The organism is Burkholderia sp. BCC1996, from assembly GCF_905339955.1.
Classification (GTDB): Bacteria; Pseudomonadota; Gammaproteobacteria; order Burkholderiales; family Burkholderiaceae; genus Burkholderia.
This window is the reverse complement of the sequence record NZ_CAJPHM010000016.1, coordinates 133,537-147,893: the sequence shown is the minus strand read 5'-3', so window position 1 is coordinate 147,893 and position 14,357 is coordinate 133,537. Positions and strand designations below refer to the sequence as shown.

19 protein-coding genes and 1 tRNA gene are annotated in these 14,357 nt (G+C 64.0%); 15 read left to right on the top strand and 5 right to left on the bottom strand.

The window, feature by feature from the left end:
- Positions 1–61 precede the first annotated feature (61 nt).
- The 8 genes from hisF (at position 62) to tatC (ending at position 4,177) form a co-directional block, all read left to right on the top strand.
- A complete protein-coding gene (hisF, locus tag U4Z64_RS23390; RefSeq protein ID WP_044845999.1) occupies positions 62–835 on the top strand; it encodes an imidazole glycerol phosphate synthase subunit HisF in 774 nt (257 codons plus the stop codon).
- On the top strand, positions 835–1,251 hold the full coding sequence (hisI, locus tag U4Z64_RS23385) for a phosphoribosyl-AMP cyclohydrolase (protein WP_044845954.1): 417 nt from the start codon (positions 835–837) through the stop codon (positions 1,249–1,251). Before hisF ends, hisI begins: the two co-directional genes overlap by 1 nt.
- Entirely contained in the window at positions 1,248–1,613 is a 366-nt protein-coding gene (locus U4Z64_RS23380) for a phosphoribosyl-ATP diphosphatase (RefSeq protein WP_044845953.1), read from the top strand. Before hisI ends, U4Z64_RS23380 begins: the two co-directional genes overlap by 4 nt.
- A 71-nt stretch (positions 1,614–1,684) precedes the next feature.
- Positions 1,685–2,077 carry a DUF4870 family protein gene (locus U4Z64_RS23375; RefSeq protein ID WP_044845952.1) on the top strand — a complete coding sequence of 131 codons (393 nt, stop codon included), beginning with the start codon at positions 1,685–1,687 and terminating at the stop codon, positions 2,075–2,077.
- A 29-nt stretch (positions 2,078–2,106) separates the two neighbouring features.
- Positions 2,107–2,472 carry a histidine triad nucleotide-binding protein gene (locus U4Z64_RS23370; protein ID WP_044845951.1) on the top strand — a complete coding sequence of 122 codons (366 nt, stop codon included), beginning with the start codon at positions 2,107–2,109 and terminating at the stop codon, positions 2,470–2,472.
- A 93-nt stretch (positions 2,473–2,565) separates the two neighbouring features.
- Complete coding sequence (tatA, locus tag U4Z64_RS23365) at positions 2,566–2,796, top strand: Sec-independent protein translocase subunit TatA (protein WP_044845950.1); 231 nt, start codon at positions 2,566–2,568, stop codon at positions 2,794–2,796.
- 26 nt (positions 2,797–2,822) lie between these two features.
- A complete protein-coding gene (tatB, locus tag U4Z64_RS23360; RefSeq protein ID WP_044845949.1) occupies positions 2,823–3,353 on the top strand; it encodes a Sec-independent protein translocase protein TatB in 531 nt (176 codons plus the stop codon).
- A gap of 41 nt (positions 3,354–3,394) precedes the next feature.
- Positions 3,395–4,177, top strand: coding sequence for a twin-arginine translocase subunit TatC (tatC, locus tag U4Z64_RS23355; protein WP_044845948.1), 783 nt, complete (start codon positions 3,395–3,397; stop codon positions 4,175–4,177).
- 242 nt (positions 4,178–4,419) lie between these two features.
- Here tatC and U4Z64_RS23350 read toward each other — a convergent pair whose 3' ends face one another.
- A complete protein-coding gene (locus U4Z64_RS23350) occupies positions 4,420–5,625 on the bottom strand; it encodes a Do family serine endopeptidase (protein WP_044845947.1) in 1,206 nt (401 codons plus the stop codon).
- A gap of 21 nt (positions 5,626–5,646) precedes the next feature.
- Here U4Z64_RS23350 and U4Z64_RS23345 point away from each other — a divergent pair, with 21 nt between their 5' ends.
- The 7 genes from U4Z64_RS23345 to U4Z64_RS23315 all read left to right on the top strand — a co-directional run bounded on the left by U4Z64_RS23345 (position 5,647) and on the right by U4Z64_RS23315 (position 10,785).
- Complete coding sequence (locus tag U4Z64_RS23345) at positions 5,647–6,393, top strand: Nif3-like dinuclear metal center hexameric protein (protein ID WP_044845946.1); 747 nt, start codon at positions 5,647–5,649, stop codon at positions 6,391–6,393.
- 218 nt (positions 6,394–6,611) lie between these two features.
- Positions 6,612–7,232 (top strand): ubiquinol-cytochrome c reductase iron-sulfur subunit, encoded by a 621-nt coding sequence (petA, locus tag U4Z64_RS23340; protein ID WP_321821231.1) that lies wholly within the window; start codon positions 6,612–6,614, stop codon positions 7,230–7,232.
- Positions 7,229–8,611: a cytochrome bc complex cytochrome b subunit gene (locus U4Z64_RS23335; protein WP_321821230.1), complete on the top strand. Its 1,383-nt coding sequence runs from the start codon at positions 7,229–7,231 to the stop codon at positions 8,609–8,611. Before petA ends, U4Z64_RS23335 begins: the two co-directional genes overlap by 4 nt.
- Positions 8,612–8,632: 21 nt before the next feature.
- On the top strand, positions 8,633–9,391 hold the full coding sequence (locus U4Z64_RS23330) for a cytochrome c1 (RefSeq protein WP_257775419.1): 759 nt from the start codon (positions 8,633–8,635) through the stop codon (positions 9,389–9,391).
- Positions 9,392–9,485: 94 nt separating this feature from the next.
- Positions 9,486–10,097 (top strand): glutathione S-transferase N-terminal domain-containing protein, encoded by a 612-nt coding sequence (locus tag U4Z64_RS23325; RefSeq protein WP_006400565.1) that lies wholly within the window; start codon positions 9,486–9,488, stop codon positions 10,095–10,097.
- A gap of 71 nt (positions 10,098–10,168) precedes the next feature.
- The gene (locus U4Z64_RS23320) at positions 10,169–10,690 is read left to right on the top strand and encodes a ClpXP protease specificity-enhancing factor (protein WP_321821229.1); all 522 of its coding nucleotides are present in this window, start codon (positions 10,169–10,171) and stop codon (positions 10,688–10,690) included.
- A 19-nt stretch (positions 10,691–10,709) separates the two neighbouring features.
- A tRNA-Thr gene (locus tag U4Z64_RS23315) sits at positions 10,710–10,785 on the top strand.
- Positions 10,786–10,969: 184 nt separating this feature from the next.
- Here the strand turns inward: U4Z64_RS23315 and U4Z64_RS23310 are convergent.
- The 4 genes from U4Z64_RS23310 to U4Z64_RS23295 all read right to left on the bottom strand — a co-directional run bounded on the left by U4Z64_RS23310 (position 10,970) and on the right by U4Z64_RS23295 (position 14,354).
- Positions 10,970–11,629 (bottom strand): hypothetical protein, encoded by a 660-nt coding sequence (locus tag U4Z64_RS23310; RefSeq protein ID WP_321821228.1) that lies wholly within the window; start codon positions 11,627–11,629, stop codon positions 10,970–10,972.
- A gap of 85 nt (positions 11,630–11,714) precedes the next feature.
- On the bottom strand, positions 11,715–12,509 hold the full coding sequence (locus U4Z64_RS23305) for a DNA adenine methylase (protein WP_321821227.1): 795 nt from the start codon (positions 12,507–12,509) through the stop codon (positions 11,715–11,717).
- Positions 12,510–12,650: 141 nt separating this feature from the next.
- Positions 12,651–13,382 carry a DUF4376 domain-containing protein gene (locus tag U4Z64_RS23300; protein ID WP_321821226.1) on the bottom strand — a complete coding sequence of 244 codons (732 nt, stop codon included), beginning with the start codon at positions 13,380–13,382 and terminating at the stop codon, positions 12,651–12,653.
- 6 nt (positions 13,383–13,388) lie between these two features.
- Positions 13,389–14,354 (bottom strand): hypothetical protein, encoded by a 966-nt coding sequence (locus U4Z64_RS23295; RefSeq protein WP_321821225.1) that lies wholly within the window; start codon positions 14,352–14,354, stop codon positions 13,389–13,391.
- Between the last annotated feature and the right edge of the window lie 3 nt (positions 14,355–14,357).

Genomic DNA, 14,357 nt, shown 5'->3' with positions numbered 1-14,357 from the left:
CCGGAAGCCTCGCGCGAGGCTTCCGTAACCGGCCGTTCCACCGCGGCCTATGGCGTACATCATGGCTCTAGCTAAACGCATCATCCCCTGCCTGGACGTGACTGCCGGGCGTGTCGTCAAGGGCGTCAACTTCGTCGAGCTGCGCGATGCCGGCGACCCCGTCGAAATCGCCCGCCGCTACGACGACCAGGGCGCCGACGAACTGACGTTCCTCGACATCACCGCGACCTCCGACCAGCGCGACCTGATCCTGCCGATCATCGAAGCCGTTGCATCGCAGGTGTTCATTCCGCTGACCGTCGGCGGCGGCGTGCGCGCCGTCGAGGACGTGCGGCGCCTGTTGAACGCCGGCGCGGACAAGGTCAGCATGAATTCGTCGGCGGTCGCGAACCCGCAGCTCGTGCGCGACGCGGCCGACAAGTACGGCTCGCAGTGCATCGTCGTCGCGATCGACGCGAAGCGCGTGTCGGCCGACGGCGAGGCGCCGCGCTGGGAAGTCTTCACGCACGGCGGCCGCAAGGGCACGGGCCTGGATGCGATCGAATGGGCGCGCAAGATGGCCGAACTCGGCGCGGGCGAGATCCTGCTCACGAGCATGGACCGCGACGGCACGAAGTCGGGCTTCGACCTCGCGCTCACGCGCGGCGTGTCGGACGCGGTGCCGGTGCCGGTGATCGCATCGGGCGGTGTCGGCTGCCTGCAGGATCTCGCGGACGGCATCAAGGACGGCCGCGCGGACGCGGTGCTGGCCGCCAGCATCTTCCACTACGGCGAGCACACGGTCGGCGAGGCGAAGCGCTTCATGGCCGAGCAGGGCATCGCGGTGAGGCTGTGATGAATACGGAAACGAAATCCCTGCCCGCGTGGCTCGACAAGGTCCGCTGGGACGACAACGGCCTCGTGCCGGTGATCGCGCAGGAAGCGTCGACGAACGACGTGCTGATGTTCGCGTGGATGAACCGCGAGGCGCTGGCGAAGACGATCGAGACGCAGCGCGCGGTCTACTATTCGCGCTCGCGCAAGCGCCTGTGGTTCAAGGGCGAGGAGTCGGGCCACGTGCAGCACGTGCACGAGGTGCGGCTCGATTGCGACGAGGACGTCGTGCTGCTGAAGGTCGAGCAGGTGTCGGGCATCGCCTGCCACACCGGCCGGCATTCGTGCTTCTTCCAGAAATTCGAAGGTACGGTGGACAGCGGCGACTGGGTCGCGGTCGATCCGGTGCTGAAAGACCCCGAACACATCTACAAATGACGCAATCGACCGAAGACACGCTGCTGCGCCTCGCGGCCGTGATCGATAGCCGCAAGGGCGGCGACCCCGAACAATCGTACGTATCGCGCCTGTTCCACAAGGGCGACGACGCGGTGCTGAAGAAGATCGGCGAAGAGGCGACCGAAGTCGTGCTGGCCGCGAAGGACGTGCGCCAGGGCGGCGCGCCGACGGCGCTGGTCGGCGAGGTGGCCGATTTGTGGTTCCACTGCCTCGTGATGCTGTCGCATTTCGACCTGAGCCCGGCCGACGTGATCGCCGAACTCGAGCGCCGCGAAGGGTTGTCCGGCATCGAGGAAAAGGCGCTGCGCAAGCGCCGCGAGCGCGAGGAAAACGGCGGTTGACGGCTCGCGGCCTGCCGCGCCGGCGACAGTGCGGTAAGCTGTAAGAATTGTCATCCAACGGGGGTAGCATCATGACCGATACGCCGAGCCAGCTTCCGACGCCGTCGGTGCCGGGTGCAGCGGACGCCGAGCGGCTGAACGGTTTGCGCACGTTGACGCACGTGCTGTACGGCCTCTACGCGATTCATTGGCTGACGGGCGGCGTCACCGGCCTCATCGCGATCATCATCAACTACGTGAAGCGCGGCGACGTGGCCGGCACGCCGTACGCCGACCATTTCGAGTGGCAGATCCGCACGTTCTGGCGCGCGCTGATCGCCTACGTGATCGGCTTCGCGCTGATGTTCGTGGGCGTGGGATTCGTCATCATGTTTGTCACGTGGATTTGGACGCTGTACCGTATCATCAAAGGTTGGCTGTACCTGAACGACAACAAGACGCTCGATTCGCAGGCCTGGTTCTGACCGGCGCGCGGGCGTTTCGCAGGAGCAACATGAGTCACGATCCGAATTGCCTGTTCTGCAAGATCGCGGCGGGCGAGATCCCGAGCACGAAGGTGCACGAGGACGACGAGTTCGTCGCGTTCCGCGACATCCGCCCCGCGGCCGAGACGCATGTGCTCGTGATTCCGCGCCGGCACGTGCCGACGCTGTCGGCGGCGAGCGAGGCCGACGCGCCGATGCTCGGCCGGCTGATGCTGCTGGTCGCGCGTCTGGCCGACCAGCTCGGCGTCGCGTACACGGGTGGCGAAACCGGTTTTCGCACGGTGATCAACACGGGCCCCGGCGGCGGGCAGGAGGTTTACCACCTGCACGCGCACATTCTGGCCGGCCCGCGCCCCTGGCTGCGGATGGGTTGACGTCGCGGGGCGTTTCCCCGCATCGATAGTCGAAGCCGGCGTGCCGCCGGCGATTTGCGCCGCGACGCGGCGTGGTTGAGGAGAGGTTTCATCATGGGTGGATTGAGCATTTGGCACTGGCTGATCGTGCTGCTGATCGTCGCGCTGGTTTTCGGTACGAAGAAGTTGCGCAACATCGGCAACGACCTCGGCAGCGCCGTGAAGGGTTTCAAGGACGGCATGAAGGACGGCGAGACGCCGGCGGACGCGCAGCAGCTGCCGCGCAACGGCTCGGTCGACGTCAACGCGAAGGAAACGACGCGTTCCGACTCGAACAAGGCGTAACGCCGGCACGCTGACAGGCATTCGCGATGCTGGATCTCGGTCTTTCGAAGATGGCGCTGATCGGCGTCGTCGCGCTCGTGGTGCTCGGCCCCGAGCGCCTGCCGCGCGTCGCGCGTACGGCCGGCGCACTGTTCGGCCGCGCGCAGCGGTACATCAACGACGTGAAGGCCGAGGTCTCGCGCGAAATCGAACTCGACGCGTTGCGGACGATGAAGACCGATTTCGAGACGGCCGCGCGCAATGTCGAGACGACGATTCACGACAACCTGCGCGAGCACGAGAAGGAACTGAACGACACGTGGAACTCCGCGGTCGGCGGCCTTAACGAAGGCTCGGTCGATGCCGGTACGTACGGCTCCGACACGCCCGCGGCGCCGTCGTGGCGCGGCAGCACGGCCGCACTCGCGCCGAAGCGTCGCAACTGGCGTGTGAAACAGGCGGCGACGCCTGTCTGGTACAAGCGCGCGACGACCCGCCGCACGCACGTGCAGTCGGGCGCCGCGCGTGTCGCGCGCCACCAGCCGGCCAGCCTGCGCCGGCCGACGCGCTTCTTCTGAGCCGAGCGCATGCTCGCTCGTCAATCCTACCGAGGGCCGGTGTGAGCGACCCCCAGCAGAACCCGGGCGACGCCCCGGAAGAAACCTTCATTTCCCATCTCGTCGAGCTTCGCGATCGCATCATTCGCGCGGGGCTGGCCGTGATCGTCGTGTTCCTCGGGCTCGTGTACTGGGCGCCCGACATCTTCCGGCTGCTCGCGCGGCCGCTGATGGAAAACCTGCCGAAGGGCGGCAGGATGATCGTGACCGACGTCACCGGCTCCTTCTTCGTGCCGATGAAGGTCACGATGCTCGTCGCGCTCGTGATCGCGTTGCCGATCGTGCTGTACCAGATCTGGGCATTCGTCGCGCCGGGGCTGTACCAGCACGAGAAGAAGCTCGTCGCGCCGCTCGTCGGCAGCAGCTATGTGCTGTTCCTGTGCGGGATGGCGTTCGCGTACTTCCTCGTGTTCCCGACGATCTTCCGCGTGATGGCGCACTACAACGCACCGCTCGGCGCGGAGATGTCGACCGATATCGACAACTACCTGAGCTTCGTGCTCGGGATGTTCATCGCGTTCGGCGTCACGTTCGAGGTGCCGATCGTCGTCGTGCTGCTCGTCCGGATGGGCGTGCTGACGCTGAAGAAGCTGAAGGAGATGCGGCCGTACGTGATCGTCGGCGCGTTCGTCGTCGCGGCGGTCGTCACGCCGCCGGACGTGTTCTCGCAGCTGATGCTCGCGTTGCCGCTCGTCGTGCTGTTCGAGATCGGGCTGCTGGCCGCGCGATTCTTCGTACCGAAGCCGACGGAAGAACCCGAGGCGGAGAACGGCGCCGCGAGTTGATGCGGGACCGGTGCGCGGCGGCCGGCATGATCGCGGTCGTCGATACGGCCCCTCGACAGCGTTGAAGCCGGCCGGGCCGACCGGATGGTACAGATCGCGAGGGCGCCCGCAGCTTCTTCACCGTGAAGAAGGCATGCCGGAGCAACGCCGCCGGACCAAAGCAACAGGGCAGCCGATCAGGCTGCCCTTTTTTGTTTCCGTCCTTGGCCGGCAAGCGGCGCCGGTACGCCGCCCGCCGGAGGTCATTCGCTGTCGCTGTCCTGTTCGTCGAGCGCCTGCTTCGGCGGCGGCGGGCGCTTGCCGATCACGACCTTCACGTCGAACTCCTTGCCCTTGCGCACGACATGCACCTTGGTCGGCGTGCCCGGCTTGATCTGCGCGACGGTGTTCAGCAGCTTCGTCGTGTCGGTGATGTCGTCGCCGTTCACGCTCACGAGGATGTCGCCCGGCTTGATGCCGGCCTTGTCGGCCGGGCCGCCCTGCAGCACGCCCGCGACGATCGCGCCCGACTTCTGCTGGAGCCCGAACGATTCGGCGATTTCCGGCGTGACGTCCTGCGGCTCGACGCCGATCCAGCCGCGCGTGACCGAGCCCGTCGTGATGATGCTTTCGAGCACGGTGCGCGCGGTCGACACGGGGATCGCGAAGCCGATGCCGAGCGAGCCGCCCGAGCGCGAGTAGATCGCCGTGTTGATGCCGAGCAGGTTGCCGTTGACGTCGACTAGCGCGCCGCCCGAGTTGCCCGGGTTGATCGGCGCGTCGGTCTGGATGAAGTTCTCGAACGTGTTGATGCCGAGGTGATTGCGGCCGAGCGCGCTGATGATCCCCATCGTGACCGTCTGGCCGACGCCGAACGGGTTGCCGATCGCGAGCACGACGTCGCCGACCCGCGACTGGTCGGAACGGCCGAGCGTGATCGTCGGCAGGTTCGTCATGTTGATCTTCAGCACGGCGAGGTCGGTTTCCGGGTCGCTGCCGATCACCTTCGCGGTGCCCGTGCGGCCGTCGGCGAGCGCGACTTCGATCTGGTCGGCGCCGTCCACGACGTGCTGGTTCGTTAGAATGTAACCTTCAGGGCTCACGATAACGCCCGAGCCCAGGTTGGCGGCCGGCTCGTCGTGCTGCTTGCGCGCATTGCGGTCGCCGAAGAAGTAGCGGAACAGCGGATCCTTCGCGCGCGGATCGGGCGGCAGCGAGCCGTCCTTGCTGGAGAAGACGTTGACGACGGCGGGCATCGCCTTTTGCGCGGCCTCGGCGTACGACGTGGTCGCGGGGGCGCCGCCGATGCCCGGTGCGACTTCGCGCAGCGCGACGATCGGCGTGGCGAGCTGCTTGCCGAGCTGTCCTTGCCGTTGCAGCCATTGCGGCTTGAGCGTCACGACGATGAACATCAGCGCGAGCAGTACGGTCACCGCCTGCGCGAAGAACAGCCAGAAGCGTCTAAGCATCTGAAAGGATTAGAGGTTTATATGGATCGGATCGAACTTGAATTGTACTTGAACAATACCCTTGAAATCGCGCGCTTCAAGGACTATTGCCCGAACGGCCTCCAGGTCGAGGGGCGCCGCAAGATCGAGAAGATCGCTACCGGCGTGACGGCGTCGGTCGCGTTCCTCGAAGCCGCGCTCGAATGGGGCGCGGATGCGGTGCTCGTCCATCACGGCTATTTCTGGCGCAACGAGGCGCCGCAGATCACCGGCCGCAAGTACCAGCGGCTGAAGCTGCTGCTCGCGAACGACCTGAACCTGTTCGCATTCCACCTGCCGCTCGACGCGCACCCCGAGTTCGGCAACAACGCGCAGCTCGGCGAGAAGCTCGGGCTGCTCGGCGAGCAGCGTTTCGGCGACGGCGACCTCGGCTGGATGGCCACGCTGCCGATGCCCGTCTCGCTCGAGCACTTCGTCGCGAAGGTCGAGCGCACGCTCGGCCGCACGCCGCTCGTGCTCGGCGATCCGGAGATGCAGTTGCGCCGCATCGCATGGTGTACGGGCGCCGCGCAAAGCTATTTCGACGCGGCGATCGACGCGGGCGCCGACGTGTTCCTGACCGGCGAGGTGTCGGAATCCGTCACGCACGCGTCGGCCGAGAGCGGCGTCGCGTTCGTTGCGGCAGGGCACCACGCGACCGAGCGCTACGGAATCCAGGCGCTCGGCGCCCACTTGTCCGAAGAATTCGATCTCGAACACCTTTTTATCGATATTCATAATCCGGTCTGAACGCCGGATTTGCGGCGGTGCATCGAAATTTCGCAATGTAGCGCATGCTTAAAAGTGAAATGATTTAATCGCTCCGATAGTGGGGGAAAACCCTTAACTATCAATTACTTCGAAGGGATTTTCGTCTCCGGGCCTTGTAAATGGCGACTCCATTCGCGCAAACTAGCGGCGGAATGAAAAGTCGTGACGGAAAATCCAACTCAGAAGTGGGGCGTGTGATGCGAGACAAGGAAGAGAAACGCGTCGACAGCGGCCGCCGTACCTGGCTGATTGCGACATCCGTAGCAGGTGGCGTGGGAGGCGTAGCCACCGTCATACCTTTCGCGGCGTCGCTTGCGCCGTCCGCGAAAGCGAAAGCGGCCGGAGCCCCGGTCGAGGTCGACATCAGCGGCCTGAAGCCCGGCGAGATGGTCACGGTGCCGTGGCGCGGCAAACCCGTCTGGATCCTGAATCGCACCGATTCGATGCTGGCCGACGTCGTCAAGGCCGACAAGGAAGTGGCCGATCCGACCTCGAAATCCCCGTATTCGATGCCGTTGCCCGCGTATTGCGCGAACGAATATCGCGCGCGGGCCGATCGCAAGAACATTCTCGTCGTGATGGCCGTGTGTACACACCTCGGCTGCACGCCTAGCCAACGCTTCACGCCGGGTCCGCAGCCGAACCTGCCGGACGACTGGCCGGGCGGCTTCCTGTGCCCGTGCCACGGTTCGACCTACGACCTCGCCGGCCGCGTGTTCAAGAACAAGCCGGCGCCCCAGAATCTCGACATCCCGCCCTACATGTTCACGTCGGCGACGACCCTCGTGATCGGCAAGGACGAGAAAGGAGAAGCGTGATGGCCGACAACAAGGAAGTCTCCACGACAGGTCTCACCGGCTGGGTCGACCAGCGCTTCCCGCTCACGTCCACCTGGAAGAAGCACGTTTCCGAGTACTACGCGCCGAAGAACTTCAACTTCTGGTACTTCTTCGGCTCACTCGCGCTGCTGGTGCTCGTCAACCAGATCGTCACGGGCATCTTCCTGACGATGAACTACAAGCCCGATTCGACGCTCGCGTTCGCATCGGTCGAGTACATCATGCGCGAGGTGCCGTGGGGCTGGCTGATCCGCTACATGCACTCGACCGGTGCGTCGATGTTCTTCGTCGTCGTGTACCTGCATATGTTCCGCGGGCTGATGTACGGGTCGTACCGCAAGCCGCGCGAACTCGTGTGGATCTTCGGCTGCGCGATCTTCCTGTGCCTGATGGCCGAGGCGTTCTTCGGCTACCTGCTGCCGTGGGGCCAGATGTCGTTCTGGGGCGCGCAGGTGATCGTGAACCTGTTCTCGGCGATCCCGTTCGTCGGCCCGGACCTGTCGTTGTGGATCCGCGGCGACTACGTCGTGTCCGACGTCACGCTGAACCGCTTCTTCGCGTTCCACGTGATCGCGATTCCGCTCGTGCTGGTCGGCCTCGTGATCGCGCACCTCGTCGCGCTCCACGAAGTGGGGTCGAACAACCCGGACGGCATCGAGATCAAGGCGAAGAAGGACGCGGACGGCATTCCGCTCGACGGCATCCCGTTCCACCCGTACTACTCGGTGCACGATTTCTTCGGCGTCTGCGTGTTCCTGATGGTGTTCGCGCTGATCGTGTTCTTCTCGCCGGAGATGGGCGGCTACTTCCTCGAGTCGAACAACTTCGTCCCGGCGAATCCGCTGCAGACGCCGCCGGAAATCGCGCCGGTGTGGTACTTCACCGCGTTCTACGCGATGCTGCGCGCGACCACCGACCCGTTCAAGATCGTGCTGATGATCGTGATCGCGCTGCTCGGCGTGCTCGCGCTGATCCGCGCGCGCGGCAAGTGGAAGATCGGGCTGCCGGTGCTGGCCGCGGCGATCGTCGTGTTCATGTTCCTGACCGAATCGAAGTTCTGGGGCGTCGTCGTGATGGGCTCGGCGGTGATCACGCTGTTCTTCCTGCCGTGGCTCGACCGCAGCCCGGTGAAGTCGATCCGCTACCGGCCGCTGTTCCACAAGGTGTTCCTCGGGATCTTCGTCGCGGCGTTCCTGATCCTCGCGTTCCTCGGCACGCGGCCGCCATCGCCGGTCTCGACGCTGATCGCGCAGGGCTGTGCGCTGATCTACTTCGCGTTCTTCCTCGGCATGCCCGTCTGGACGCCGCTTGGCACGTTCAAGCAGCCGCCGGAGCGGGTGCGCTTCAAGCCCCATTAACGAGAGCGAGGAGAGAACGACATGAAGAAACTGCTTTCGACGCTCGCGCTGATCGGGGCGACGGCCGTCGCGCTGCTGGCGGCGCCGGCCGTGCGCGCGGAGGGTAATTTTCCGCTCGACCGGGCGCCCGATAACACGGAAAATCTCGTTTCGCTTCAGCACGGCGCGCAATTGTTTGTAAACTATTGCCTGAACTGCCACAGCGCGAACCTGATGCGCTACAACCGTCTGACGGATCTGGGCATATCCCAGAAGGAGATCGAAACGAATCTCCTGTTCACGACCGACAAGGTCGGGAACACGATGTCCGTCGCGATGCGGCCCGAAGACGCGAAGAACTGGCTCGGCACGACGCCGCCCGACCTGTCGGTCGAGGAGCGGGCGCGCGGTCGCGACTGGCTGTACACGTATCTGCGGAGTTTCTACCGCGACGATACGCGGCCGAGCGGCTGGAACAACGCGGTGTTCGAGAACGTCGGCATGCCCCATGTATTGTGGCAACTGCAGGGGCAGCGCACTGCCAAATTCGAAGACAAGACGGACGAGGAGACGGGCGAGAAGGTCCACACGCTCGTCGGCTTCCAGCAGGTCACGCCGGGGACGTTGTCGCCGCCGGACTATGATGCTGCGGTGGCCGACCTGGTGGCCTATATGACATGGATGTCCGAGCCGGCCCAGCAGACCCGCAAACGCCTCGGCGTGTGGGTGCTGGTCTTTCTCGGTGTCCTGACTTTCCTGGCCTGGCGGCTCAATGCCGCGTACTGGAAAGATATCAAGTAAACACGCCTGACCGGCGTGGGGCCGGCGCAAGGCGGAACCCGTGAAAGGGGTTGCGCCGCGTGCCGGCCCTCGGCTTTTTTGAGGAAACGCAAATATGATGGTTCTGTATTCCGGCACAACTTGCCCGTTCTCCCAGCGTTGCCGGCTGGTGCTGTTCGAGAAGGGGATGGATTTCGAGATCCGTGACGTCGACCTGTTCAACAAGCCGGAAGACATCTCGGTGATGAACCCGTACGGTCAGGTGCCGATTCTGGTCGAACGCGACCTGATCCTGTACGAATCGAACATCATCAACGAATACATCGACGAGCGCTTCCCGCACCCGCAACTGATGCCGGCCGACCCGGTGCAGCGCGCCCGTGCACGCCTGTTCCTGCTCAACTTCGAGAAGGAGCTGTTCGTTCACGTCAGCACGCTCGAGAACGAGAAGGGCAAGGCAGCGGAGAAGAACCACGAGAAGGCACGCCTCGCGATCCGCGATCGCCTGACGCAACTCGCGCCGATCTTCGTGAAGAACAAGTACATGCTCGGCGAGGAGTTCTCGATGCTCGACGTCGCGATCGCGCCGCTGCTGTGGCGTCTGGATCACTACGGCATCGAACTGTCGAAGAACGCCGCGCCGCTGATGAAGTATGCCGAGCGGATCTTCAGCCGTCCGGCCTATATCGAAGCACTGACGCCGTCCGAAAAGGTCATGCGTCGTTGATGATGCAATGAGGGCAAGACGGAGCGGGCGGCGCGGCGTGCCGCGTGCCCGCTCCGGGTTCGAGGATTGTGATGCAAGAGATTTCAACGAAGCCTTATCTGCTGCGCGCGCTGTACGAGTGGTGCACCGATAACGGTTACACGCCGCATATCGCGGTGAGGGTCGACAACTCGACGCGCGTGCCGCGTCAGTTCGTGCGTGACGGCGAGATCGTGCTCAACATCAGCTTCGAGGCGACGAGCCAGCTGCAGATGGGTAACGAGTGGATCGAGTTCACCGCCCGGTTCTCCGGGAAGGCGCACAAGATCGAGATTCCGGTGGCCAACGTGCTCGCGATCTACGCGCGCGAGAACGGCCAGGGGATGGCGTTCCAGGTCGATGCGGTGGCGGGCGAGGGCGCGGATTCGGGCGCGTTCGAGGACGATGCCGAGCAGGCGGATGAGGTGCGGCGCGACGAGGCGCCTGTCGTGCTGGCGCCGGTTGCCGATCAAGGTGCGAACGAAGAACCGTCCGAAGGCGCCGACGAGCCGCCGAAAACCGACGGGGATGGCTCGAAAGGCGGCAGCAGACCTCGCCTCAAGATCGTGAAATGAGGTAGAATCTCGCGCTTACGCCGGCTTAGCTCATCTGGTAGAGCAGTTGATTTGTAATCATCAGGTGGCGGGTTCGAGTCCTGCAGCCGGCACCAAATACAGCAAGGGGTTACGCGATGTTTGCGTAACCCCTTTGCGTTTCCGCACACCCGTCACGTTTCCAAAACGCCGCGGGGACGGTCGTAGACCAGCTCGCCCAAGTGTAACGGCGCGGCCGATTTGGCATCGTTTCGCGCACGAATTGTCACTCAGCTTACAGGCGGCTTTGCACCCTCTTTGTCACAATTGGCTGGAGTCGGCAGCAAGAGCTGCGCCCGCGACAGAAGCCAGCGGGGAAGGCCGTGTCCCCTCAATTGCCCGCCGTTGTTCAATCTGCTCGCGGCGTTGGGCCATAAACGCCAATCCGTCCCATTCGCCTTCAGCAGCGCGGTGACAAGGCAAGCCTACGAGACCACGTAGCCGCGCAGCGAGCGCAGAAGCGTCTGCGCCGAGCTTCGCATATCGGTACTGCCGTTCCACGAACCACTCATCAATGTCGAGCGGGGAGGAATCCTCCCACACGCTATCAAGATAGGATTTCGCCTCGGCCGCTCGAAGTGGAAAATCCAAGATCTCATACATGTCCTTTGCGGAAAGCGCCTGCCATTCGACCTTCAGCAGTTCCGGTTGAAACTTCGGGTCCTCGACCTGAACTCGGAGACTGCCATTCGCGTCCGTTTCTCCGCGATATCGGCCGTCGTCGGCAACCACGTCGGCGCAACGTGCAACATATCGCTCCAGCTCGCATGACACCTGGATTACCAAATATTCCAAGTCTTTGGCGCTCTTCCTGACCTGGAACCAACGTTCTCGAAACCACGTCAAGCCTGCCGTCGACAGCGCGCCGACGACAGTGCCAATGAGCCCGAAAATTGCTGGTAGCAATGTCGCTTGTCCCATCGCATTTCTCCCAAGTTGATCTCAAACCAGCACGGCCTTCCCTCGTGGGTCAAATGATCCGCGAAACGCTACTTTAGCGCACGGTTTAGAAGAGCCCGCCGCTGTCGGCCGCGTTCCAATTCGTGATCACCAGCTCGCTGCTCGTATCCGGACGTCCAAGCCTGTTGGCGACCGAGTAGCGGATGTCCAGCTCGAGCATGTGGAACCCGTCAAACGCCCGCCGGATGTCAGGGTGGTCATTGATCGACACCATGACCTTTCCCTTTGCGCGACGCATCAACTCGGCCATCGCCTCATATTCTTCGAACTCGAACGGAACCCCGTAGCCCTCGGTCTGCCAGTACGGCGGGTCCAGATAGATGAAGGCGTGGGAGCGGTCGTATCGCTGCACGCACTCGCGCCAGGGCAAGTTTTCGACGTGCGTTCCAGCCAGGCGCAGATGGGCCGCTGAGAGCTGCTCCTCAATACGCAACAGGTTGACCGATGGCGCTGTCGTGGCTGTTCCGAACGTCTGCCCGGCCACCTTCCCGCCGAACGCATGGTGCTGCAGGTAGAAGAACCGTGCAGCGCGCTGGATGTCCGTCAGGGTCTCCGGCCGCGTCATCTGCTGCCACTTGAACACCTGCCGGCTGCTGATCGCCCATTTGAACTGGCGGACGAACTCCTCCAGGTGGTGCTGCACGACGCGATACAGGTTGACCAATTCGCCGTTGACGTCGTTGATGATCTCGACCGGCGCAGGCACCGGACGCAGGAAGTAAAGCGCAGCGCCGCCGCAGAATGCCTCGACATAGCATTCGTGCGGCGGAAACAGCGGAATCAGCTTGTCGGCCAGACGGCGCTTGCCGCCGAGCCACGGAATGATCGGTGATGGTTGCATTTATTGGCTAATCGAGTCCAGCCGTGATAGCCTTCGTCCGCCTCTGCAGGGGTGACGTGGCCTTGCCGGATTCGCAGTGCATGCTGCGGGTGCGGGGCGTGCCTGGTGCTCCAACACCAGGCACGTCGCCGCGTCCTTTTCCTACTGCGGCCAGACAATTGCGGCGAGCGCCGCTTCGTCGCCGGCCGCCACGATCTCGCTCTTGAGCTGCGTCGCGATCTGATAGGCGGCCGGTTGCCGCGCAGCCGCCGCCATCGCCAGCCCTACCATCCCATCCGCATCGAGCGTGACGTCGACGCCGTCGACGGACGTCCAGATCACCGTATACGGCTGCTCGGCCAGCTTCGCGACCGCCGCGAGCTGCGCCATGGCGGCGATCTGCGTAATCGACCCGACGTCCGCGCTGAAGCGGTTCCCGCCGTACTCGAATGGTGATGCCAGAACTTCGGCGCGCTTCGCGTCGACGGCAGCCGTGGCCGCTGCGCGCGCCGTGACGATGTCAAATGCCCAGGCCGCCCCGTCCCAGGTATAGAAGCCATCGGGCTTCTGCAGCGCGGTGAACTCGGCCGGCATGTCGCCGATACCGTCCCATGCGGCAGATCGCGCGTCCGACGTACGGAACTCGTATCGGCTGCCGTCGACGATCCGATAGACCGGCGTCGATCGCCAGTCCCGGACGATTTCCCACGTGCCGTCGACGATCGACGTCGCGCGCGCGACGCTTCCGGCCGGTGCTTCGGGCGCAGCTTCGAGCATGGCGAACGCCGGCACCTGACAGTCGCCGGCCGGCCCGATGTACGCGACGCTGCTGCCCGCGTAGACCAGGGAATTCGGATCAAAGTGATGGACGGCCACGGCCTGTTTGCTTTCCATACAGCCTCACATAACTCGCATGATGAACACGTAGCCGGTGCCGCGCTGGCGCGTTTCAGTGCCACCGGCGCTGTTGATCGTGACCGTGTGATCGTGATCGGGGGCGGCGCTGGTGTTGAAATTGTGGAAGTGCAAACCAGCAGCTGGAATCCCGTGCCTATGGTCCGTCGCGGGAAGAATGTCAGCCGAATCTCCAGGGCCGACAGCCTGCTCGGTACCACTGTTCGTCGTATCGCTACCCGTGATCGAACCGACATAGGGCGGCTTCAGGAGGCGCGTGAATCCATCCGGAGCCGGGTCCCATGCACCAGCAGCACCGGTCTCGCCTCCGTGGTCATGGTTGCCTTGCGAGTCCGTAGAGCCAGTATGTGCGTGTCCACCGGACGCGCCGGTCGAAGCCCCGTGAATGTGCGGCAGCATGTCACCGGCGAGCCAATCACCAATCGCTGCACCGCGAACACCACGTCCGAGATCGGCACCATAGATCGCTTCGCCGCGCAGATCAGGCAAGCGAATCGTCGTCGCGCCGTCACCGAGCGAAAACTTCGTCCGATGGACCGGCGAGCCAAGCCATGAAGCATCGTCGACGACGACACCGCTATCGAGTGCGAATGCCGTGATCGTCTGGTAGTCCGACCGGAGAACCGTCTGACCCATCGCGACAACGCAATTCGATGGAATCTTGTCCGGCGTGCCGATGAACGGAACCGGAACACCGATCGGCAGTCCGGCTCGATTCGACAATGCGAGGATCGCCAACAGCAGTTGCCGGCCGTCGCCTTTCGACAGGTCGATACCGGCCGCCTCGATCGCCTGGCAGATGTTCTCCTGCACGTCATTGCCCCAATCGGCCGTCAGGAATGTCGCAGGCTTCCCGCTCAATGGATCGCCACGACCGAAGTAGCCAGGCGCACCGGCCGCGAGCGGAGCGGGCCGTTCTGCTACAGCGGTTTGATGGTCAATTCGATGCATTGT

What these genes read in the sequence shown, in the direction of transcription:
- U4Z64_RS23305 (WP_321821227.1), bottom strand. Translation starts at nt 12,509, where the DNA reads ATGCAACCATCACCGATCATTCCGTGGCTCGGCGGCAAGCGCCGTCTG.
- U4Z64_RS23325 (WP_006400565.1), top strand. Translation starts at nt 9,486, where the DNA reads ATGATGGTTCTGTATTCCGGCACAACTTGCCCGTTCTCCCAGCGTTGC.
- U4Z64_RS23300 (WP_321821226.1), bottom strand. Translation starts at nt 13,382, where the DNA reads ATGGAAAGCAAACAGGCCGTGGCCGTCCATCACTTTGATCCGAATTCC.
- U4Z64_RS23375 (WP_044845952.1), top strand. Translation starts at nt 1,685, where the DNA reads ATGACCGATACGCCGAGCCAGCTTCCGACGCCGTCGGTGCCGGGTGCA.
- petA (WP_321821231.1), top strand. Translation starts at nt 6,612, where the DNA reads ATGCGAGACAAGGAAGAGAAACGCGTCGACAGCGGCCGCCGTACCTGG.
- U4Z64_RS23330 (WP_257775419.1), top strand. Translation starts at nt 8,633, where the DNA reads ATGAAGAAACTGCTTTCGACGCTCGCGCTGATCGGGGCGACGGCCGTC.
- U4Z64_RS23350 (WP_044845947.1), bottom strand. Translation starts at nt 5,625, where the DNA reads ATGCTTAGACGCTTCTGGCTGTTCTTCGCGCAGGCGGTGACCGTACTG.
- U4Z64_RS23320 (WP_321821229.1), top strand. Translation starts at nt 10,169, where the DNA reads ATGCAAGAGATTTCAACGAAGCCTTATCTGCTGCGCGCGCTGTACGAG.
- tatA (WP_044845950.1), top strand. Translation starts at nt 2,566, where the DNA reads ATGGGTGGATTGAGCATTTGGCACTGGCTGATCGTGCTGCTGATCGTC.
- U4Z64_RS23370 (WP_044845951.1), top strand. Translation starts at nt 2,107, where the DNA reads ATGAGTCACGATCCGAATTGCCTGTTCTGCAAGATCGCGGCGGGCGAG.
- U4Z64_RS23345 (WP_044845946.1), top strand. Translation starts at nt 5,647, where the DNA reads ATGGATCGGATCGAACTTGAATTGTACTTGAACAATACCCTTGAAATC.
- U4Z64_RS23295 (WP_321821225.1), bottom strand. Translation starts at nt 14,354, where the DNA reads ATGCATCGAATTGACCATCAAACCGCTGTAGCAGAACGGCCCGCTCCG.
- U4Z64_RS23310 (WP_321821228.1), bottom strand. Translation starts at nt 11,629, where the DNA reads ATGGGACAAGCGACATTGCTACCAGCAATTTTCGGGCTCATTGGCACT.
- U4Z64_RS23380 (WP_044845953.1), top strand. Translation starts at nt 1,248, where the DNA reads ATGACGCAATCGACCGAAGACACGCTGCTGCGCCTCGCGGCCGTGATC.
- hisF (WP_044845999.1), top strand. Translation starts at nt 62, where the DNA reads ATGGCTCTAGCTAAACGCATCATCCCCTGCCTGGACGTGACTGCCGGG.
- hisI (WP_044845954.1), top strand. Translation starts at nt 835, where the DNA reads ATGAATACGGAAACGAAATCCCTGCCCGCGTGGCTCGACAAGGTCCGC.
- tatB (WP_044845949.1), top strand. Translation starts at nt 2,823, where the DNA reads ATGCTGGATCTCGGTCTTTCGAAGATGGCGCTGATCGGCGTCGTCGCG.